This is a genomic window from Anabaena sp. UHCC 0399 (assembly GCF_034931465.1).
Classification (GTDB): domain Bacteria; phylum Cyanobacteriota; class Cyanobacteriia; order Cyanobacteriales; family Nostocaceae; genus Trichormus; species Trichormus minutissimus.
The window spans coordinates 1-6,953 of the sequence record NZ_JAYGGZ010000097.1 but is presented as its reverse complement, the minus strand read 5'-3'; the positions used below and the strand labels follow the sequence as shown (position 1 = coordinate 6,953).

Annotated in this window: 9 protein-coding genes; 5 read left to right on the top strand and 4 right to left on the bottom strand. The window is 40.5% G+C overall.

The window, feature by feature from the left end; all coding sequences use genetic code 11:
* The first annotated feature begins 84 nt into the window (after positions 1-84).
* Both VB693_RS28460 and VB693_RS28455 read left to right on the top strand, forming a co-directional pair.
* A complete protein-coding gene (locus VB693_RS28460; protein WP_323269200.1) occupies positions 85-552 on the top strand; it encodes a hypothetical protein in 468 nt (155 codons plus the stop codon).
* The gene (locus VB693_RS28455) at positions 549-1,241 is read left to right on the top strand and encodes a hypothetical protein (RefSeq protein ID WP_323269199.1); all 693 of its coding nucleotides are present in this window, start codon (positions 549-551) and stop codon (positions 1,239-1,241) included. Before VB693_RS28460 ends, VB693_RS28455 begins: the two co-directional genes overlap by 4 nt.
* A gap of 10 nt (positions 1,242-1,251) precedes the next feature.
* Here VB693_RS28455 and VB693_RS28450 read toward each other — a convergent pair whose 3' ends face one another.
* A complete protein-coding gene (locus tag VB693_RS28450) occupies positions 1,252-1,557 on the bottom strand; it encodes a hypothetical protein (protein ID WP_323269198.1) in 306 nt (101 codons plus the stop codon).
* 9 nt (positions 1,558-1,566) lie between these two features.
* Positions 1,567-2,508, bottom strand: coding sequence for a ParM/StbA family protein (locus tag VB693_RS28445; RefSeq protein WP_323269197.1), 942 nt, complete (start codon positions 2,506-2,508; stop codon positions 1,567-1,569).
* A 994-nt stretch (positions 2,509-3,502) separates the two neighbouring features.
* On the opposite strand from VB693_RS28445, the gene VB693_RS28440 reads away from it, so the two are divergent.
* Both VB693_RS28440 and VB693_RS28435 read left to right on the top strand, forming a co-directional pair.
* A complete protein-coding gene (locus VB693_RS28440) occupies positions 3,503-4,291 on the top strand; it encodes a ParA family protein (RefSeq protein WP_323269196.1) in 789 nt (262 codons plus the stop codon).
* Between the two features lie 9 nt (positions 4,292-4,300).
* Positions 4,301-5,428: a ParB/RepB/Spo0J family partition protein gene (locus VB693_RS28435; RefSeq protein ID WP_323269194.1), complete on the top strand. Its 1,128-nt coding sequence runs from the start codon at positions 4,301-4,303 to the stop codon at positions 5,426-5,428.
* A gap of 499 nt (positions 5,429-5,927) precedes the next feature.
* Here VB693_RS28435 and VB693_RS28430 read toward each other — a convergent pair whose 3' ends face one another.
* Positions 5,928-6,239 carry a 3-oxoacyl-[acyl-carrier-protein] synthase III C-terminal domain-containing protein gene (locus tag VB693_RS28430; RefSeq protein ID WP_323269193.1) on the bottom strand — a complete coding sequence of 104 codons (312 nt, stop codon included), beginning with the start codon at positions 6,237-6,239 and terminating at the stop codon, positions 5,928-5,930.
* A gap of 69 nt (positions 6,240-6,308) precedes the next feature.
* Positions 6,309-6,707 carry an IS200/IS605 family transposase gene (tnpA, locus tag VB693_RS28425; protein ID WP_323269192.1) on the bottom strand — a complete coding sequence of 133 codons (399 nt, stop codon included), beginning with the start codon at positions 6,705-6,707 and terminating at the stop codon, positions 6,309-6,311.
* Between the two features lie 51 nt (positions 6,708-6,758).
* On the opposite strand from tnpA, the gene VB693_RS28420 reads away from it, so the two are divergent.
* Positions 6,759-6,953: helix-turn-helix domain-containing protein (locus tag VB693_RS28420; RefSeq protein ID WP_323269191.1), on the top strand; the 195-nt coding region annotated here is incomplete at its 3' end.

The window sequence follows — 6,953 nt, the reverse complement described above, 5'->3', positions numbered from 1 at the left end:
AGGTATACACTGCGTAGTGAACAAGAAGCGGCGATCGCTGCCTATTATCGTGCTATTGGTGAAGAGCAGGAAGCGGAGTAAGGGATGCCAAAGCCACTTGATCCCAAATGCCAATTATGCGCGAAGCTACCAACAGCTAAGGCTAAGGTGCTGCATGGGACAGAAGGTGATGGCTGCTGGAATCCCAAAGTTTGTCACAATCGCCGTTCGTTTTATCGCCGACGCACCAAAGATGACTCGGCACAACTGGATACCATCACAGTTGAACCGCCAGAAACATATTTTGCCGTACTGTATTTATATAAAGAAACAGGCGATAAGCCATTGCACGCCTTGGGTGCAGAACTATGGCTAGGACAAAAGCCTATTTGTCGGTTAGAGCCAATCCACTGCTTTGGGCTAACGGCTGGTAAAATCCGCACCTATACAGATATGGTATTGCAGGCTTTTGCTAAACAGTATGGTGTTTCCCTCCACCAATATAAGGATATGTTTGAGATTAGCCCATCCCATTGCCCAGTCCGACCTTGCCCGTTACATCCTGAATTATGACCAGCTATCGCCAATTAACAATCTGGGATGTGCTAGATGAGATGTCAGAAGCTCCACCGACATCAACACTTGCTCCCGTCTGGGATTGTTTAGATGCCGAGCTTGAAAGTTTATCTGTGGAAGCACAATTATCAACCGCAGCACAAGCCTTTTCCCAAATTGCAGATATTCTCAAATCTCGTGCTGATTTACTGTTGTCAGATGTCCGCGCTCAGAACGATACTTTGGGGCCGGTTGTCAGCACGGATATCTTTGCTGGGTTAGTGCGGACGACAATGCAGCTAGATTTGGATGACCTAATCGAAGAACCAGCACCGCAGACTTTTAGACCTCATGGGCCACATCAGTTTCCTCATACTGCCGAAAGTCATGATTCAGTAGCCGCCCCTGTTGAGAAAGAGAATGTCTTGGCAATGCTTGAGATTCAGACTGTAGAAGATGTGCATCGGTTGGCTGGTGATGAAGATGTGGATAAGTGGCAAGGCGCGATATCTCTCTATCTTGCACAAGTGAAAGACGAAATTACGCTTCCCTTACTACAACGGGCATTGAAAATGCCGATGGTGGAGGTATGGTTAGGATTGTTACTGGGTGGTTTTACATTGGAGCAACGTGGCGATTTTTATCACAGCGAGGCTGTCTGGGTAATCGCTGATTTTCCTCAAAGTGCGGCTCAAACCAGCCAGTAGAGCCTAACCTTCACAGATCAAAATCCAGGGTAAATGTGTCGCTATCTGAATCTTCTGTTATTTCCAGTGTCGGTGCAGTTAGAGAAGGGTGCTGTGGTTGGTTTTGGTTGGTCGTCACAGGGGTAAACACTGTTGAGTGGGGAACTGCTTGTTGCATGGGGAACGCTCCTTTTTTAAAGGCAAAATAGCAATCGATAATAAAATAAAGCGTCTCTAGATAACTTTTATCTAGGTATTGTGATTCAGCAAATATACGTTCACGATAGCTATCTTTGATGCGGATTTTTTCGGGGGTCTTGTCTTGATTCTCTGCCATTGCTTTCACCTACCCATTCTTACTAACAATCGCTTTTGCCATTGATAGTAGTCCAAAGGCATTCGCTTCTACTGGATTCTCCAACACTTTGAATCCATTCTTCTCTAGCAGTTTCTTCAGCCCTGGTAACAGACACCCTCCACCAATTGCCCAAATTTCATCTCCAGTGTGTTTGGCATCAAGTGCCATACTCACTATTTTTTTCAGGTATTTCTCGTACCAATCTTTTAAACAAGCACTATAGATATCTTTGATATCGATGTCACGACTATATCTGGTATGCCCCATTTCCAGACAATATCTAATCTTCGATGGCTCTCCGACTTTTCCTCCATTCAAATGTTTCATTTTTTGGGCAATTTCATCGATGAGAACTTCTACACCTATGGGGTAGGGGGTGTGAACTTCTCGCTTTCCTTGGCTGTAACGCGAATATAGTGTTGTGCCATTGCCAAAGTCCAACACTGTTAATTTTTTGGGAAGTGACTGCCCAAATAATGCGCCTATCCCCTCTGGTACTACTTTCAGCACTTCTATTTTTACTAATGATGCTTTCCCCGCCAGTATTGGCTGGTATTCTCCATTTAATACTTGTTTTAAATTTTCTGCTAGAGCTACATCATGTAAGCTGACTACTAATTTTAAATGCCACGCCTTACGGTGTGGCAGATGTGCTAATGCTCCTAACAATGTTGTCAGTGCATTCTTGACTTTGTTTTCATTGCTATCTGTGTTGCGCTCAAAATGATTTCCGGCTCGGAACGCTGATTCCCCAACTGTGTAAGCATTCCCATTGAGAATTACTCTCCCTGGTACATCTTCCATTTCTGCTGTGGAAATATAGCTGGGGACGCGCACTACTTCAAAGCCATCTACTAAAAGTTTTAGACTGCCGTAACCGTTATCAAAGCCTGCCGGAAAAATTTTTTGTAAGGTGTGAATATTAGACATGGGGGTTAAGTGGGGTACAAAATCTTGCTGGCTCTAAAATACCCTAAGCATCACCTAAATATACCCTATATAGGGGCTATTTATTCCTCATAATTCTATTTCATCCTTGGGGTATATATGACCCCTATATGTACCCTATTAGGGCTTTACAATTTTAAACTCGGTTAATTTGTTTTTTGGAAGTTAGAAAAACAATGTTGAATGACAGTAATTTTTAAACAGAAATAGATAGCATTTGCCATCATTAGTGTACTTTCATGCAATCAATATTGTCGTATTTTAAAATTCGACACTCAACGTAAATAAGGCAGAAGGGAAGAATTTGAAAGGAGCTTGGTAATTGGTAATTATGTGGGTTTCAAGCCCCCGCTAAATTGAAAATTTAGCGGTCTTCCCTACGGGACGCTTCGCGAACGCGTAGCGTCCCGCAGGGAACAATCAGTGGTGGGTAGCCTACGGCAAGCAAGCTACAAGCCCCCACTGATTGCAATTGCGAATTGCGAATTGGTTTGACTCTCACAGTTATTCAAACTGTTGCTGAGAGGCAGAAGTTTTCAATCTAACTTTTCTAGAGATAGAATACATACGTCAGTGGTTTTAAGACCCACGTTACATCGAAAATTTAGCTGTCTAAAATAAGTGGTAAGTCTGTCGCTTGCTTCTCTGAAAGGGTATTCTGACTTCTGAGCCCTTTTCAAAAATTTTAAATAAAAACAATGTATGATAATTGTGACTTTTCCGGGGAAGTTCTAGAAGGCCTATGGACTACATTCCTCTTCTCTACGTTCGCGGAGCGTGTCGTAGACAGACGCTACGCGTAGCTTGCTTCCACGAAGTGGTACGCTAATGCAATTAAGGCTTATACAATAACTTCCTTCCAGTAAAAGACCCCTACCCCTCTGCACAAAAGTTTCTTCGTTGCCCACAACCTTATATCTACAGGGGCTTGCTTACTAACAATATCTAATGCTTTCCATTGAATGAGGTATTTTGAATGACACAAATAGTTATTGCAGTTCTAGCAAATGCTGGTGGAGTTGGTAAAAGTACTTTATCAGTACATTTAGCTTACGAAGTGAGTCGGCACAAGTATAAGGTAGCAATACTAGATTTAGATCCACAGCGATCGCTCGATGTATTTTGTGGCTTGGAAGCAGCCGAAGCAGAAAATACAACAGTCAAAGTTTTATCAAAGGATTTTAAAGGTGACTGGGTTTTAGCGTCAGCATGGAATGAATCCAGAATAGAAGTTTGTCAAGGACATCCATCACTGGCAGACATAGCCAATGATTTAGTAATTCGCAAGCGAGGAGAATATACTTTAGCAGACAGGCTACAAAAATATCCTTTATCACATGATTTGGTAATTATAGATTGTCCAGCCACCTTGGGGATGCTTAACGTAAATGCTTTAGCGGCTGCAACTCATATTTTAGTGCCGATACAACTTGAGATGAAAGCAATTTCAGGTTCTGCGGAGTTGGTTGAATGGTGTATTAACACTTCTGAAGAACTACAGTTAGATCCCAAGCCTCCAATTTTGGGTTTTGTACCGAGTATGTACGATGAAGCTGTAGCAATGCACAGGCAGTATTATTTGCAACTGCCAGCAATTGCAAAACAGTTAGATATTAAACTGTATCCAAAAATTCGTAGTTCTAATGAATTTAAAAATGCCAGCGCGCATGGACTACCTTTGCACAAATACAGAACTAAACATCCGGCTTGTAAAGATTTCAAGCAAATTGCGGATGATGTGATTCAATTGATCAAAAACAAGTGAGGAAGATTAATGGCAAAAGTTCTACCCCAAATAGGCGAAAAGTTCAAAGGAGCAGTTCAAAAAACTGAGCAAGAAAAAAAAATTGTTGAACTGCAAGCAGAAATTGAACAACTTAGAATCAAGCAATCCCCTGAACTTGAAACTGAGTTACGAACCTTAAGAGAACAACTAAAAACCCATTCGGGGGAAGTAGAAATTGATCTCGAATTAATTGACCCTAATCCGAACCAACCCAGGCAAACTATCACTTCAGAATCGATTCAAGCTAAAGCTCGACTGCTACAAAAACACGGACAGATTACACCAGTCATTCTTGTAGCTCAAGAAAATGGTCGTTACATATTGCTAGATGGTCAATTACGTACTGAGGGAGCAAAGCTAATAGGATGGAAATCAATCCGGGCTGTTATCGTACCAATGCCCCAGGATTTGACACAAGCATCACTAATTACCTTTTTGGGATTTGAAGATTTAAATCCATTAGATAAAGCCGAAGCTATAGTTCAAGAAATCCATAAATCAACCGAACTGAATTTGGAAGAAATTTCTACAGCACTAGCAACTGTCCTCAAACGTATAGAACGTGATGGGAACAGCAAAGACTTGACAAAATTAGTGGTTTTAAACACAGATGAGCAAAAACTAGGGTTAGAATCACTAGGTGTAATAGGTGAAGAACAACATTTGTTTTTAGCATTGCTAGAGTTGGGATTAAATCCTGCTTCAGTCAAATCAAATCTGATGCCGATGTTATCCTTACCTGATGATTTAAAAAATACTATTCGTCAGATGGGACTGAAAGGAGCGCACGCCTTGGCACTATCAACACTATCTGCAAAAGCTTTAGATACATCTGAAGAAAACGCTCGCAAAGAACGTATTAACATTACAGAAAAAGTTTTAGCAGAGAATCTTACAGTACCAGAAACACGCGAACTTATTAAACAAACTAAAGCTAAATATTTGACGCAAACTGAATCAGACTCAAAAGAAGTAAAGTCTATCATTCAAAAAATTAGCCACCTATCAGAGACATCCTTAATTCATGCAAGTAGTAAACAACTTCAAGAACTAAAAACACTTTTACAACAAAAATTACTTGAAATTGAGAATTTGAGTCAGCAAAAAAATCTTTAGATAGTATTTATCAGTTAGGACAATAGGTGGAAGACTCCCAATACGGTTCGGATAAAGTTAATAATTGACATTATTCTTAAGAACAGAACATGGGTGACTCAAGAACCCACATACTTCCTTAAGGCAGTAGATGTAGCACCAACACCAATTAAAATTGCCCAAGCATCAGGTAGTATCGTATGCCTTTTTGAAGATTATGTGGGAGTTTGAGATGAGGAACTAGTTTAGCGTCTTTACCAGAAAAAACAAAAGAAATATATCTGTGCTAATAGACCAACGACACCCTGCGGGACGCTGCGCGTTCGCGCAGGGAACGTAGAAAAGCGACTTGACTTGACTCAAGAACAAGAACGATTCCTGCAATATAATATCCCCATGACGTATACTTTGCCTGAATTTTAAAACACTAAAAAGACACAGAGTCAACACCCTAGCCCCACGCCCAGGCGATAGCGTTCCGCCCACCGTAGGTAATCGCCCAATTGCTTGCTTAGTATGTCTAATATTTCACAGTTAACGCTGCCCATGAAAAACCAGCAGCACTACTAGCTAAAACTACAAGATTTCCAGGCTTTATTTTATTGGACTCTAGAGTTTTAGCCAAGCCAAATATAGTATCTACAGCACCTAGATGACCATATTCAGGCAAAGAGATAAATGTCTGGTCATCTCTTAAATTTAAAGATTCTAGAATGCTTTTAGATAAGCTTTTCTTCACTTGGTTGGTTAATAAAAAGTCCACATTTTTTATCGAATAACCACTTTTTTCTAAGGATTTGTGAATCACCTTACCATAGTTTTCTAAATACACATCTGATAAGATTGTTTCTAGTTCTTGAGGGTCTTTGACCGAAAATAATGAGATACAAGCCCCGTCGTTCTACGACGGCTTTTCTTGATTCTTAATATACTCTTTTAAAAATTCTAGCGGCGCACCTCCTAAAGAAATAGCAAAATAACTAGGACTCCATAGAGCTTCTTTATGGGGTTTTTTGTATCCAGCTTGCCCATAACGACGACTAGAAACACCTTTCAAAGCATTAACAATTTGAGAGACAGACAATTTAGGTGGATATTCAATAAGTACATGAACATGGTTATCTTCACCGTTAAATTCAATTACTTCAAAATCCATCTTTGTGGCTACTTCTTTAAACGTTTTATCTATTAATTCAAGACTCTCCTTTGTGAATACAGACCTACGGTATTTGGTAATGCAGACCAAATGGATTTTTAAGTCTGTAACACTATGTCTTTCTTTGCGAAACTGGGTTGTCATTTTTTGTAGACCAATGTATAGTTTTAATTACAGACCAATTATACATTGTCTATGAAAGCTAGATATCAATTCCGTTTCTACCCGACAGACCAACAGCGACAGCTTTTAGCTCAGTTGTTTGGTTGTGTGCGCGTAGTTTGGAATGATGCGCTGGCTCTCTGCAAACAGTCTCTTGAGTTACCAAGTAATAACGACTTGCAAAAATTGGTGATTACGCAAGCTAAAAAGACCGATGAGCGTTCATGG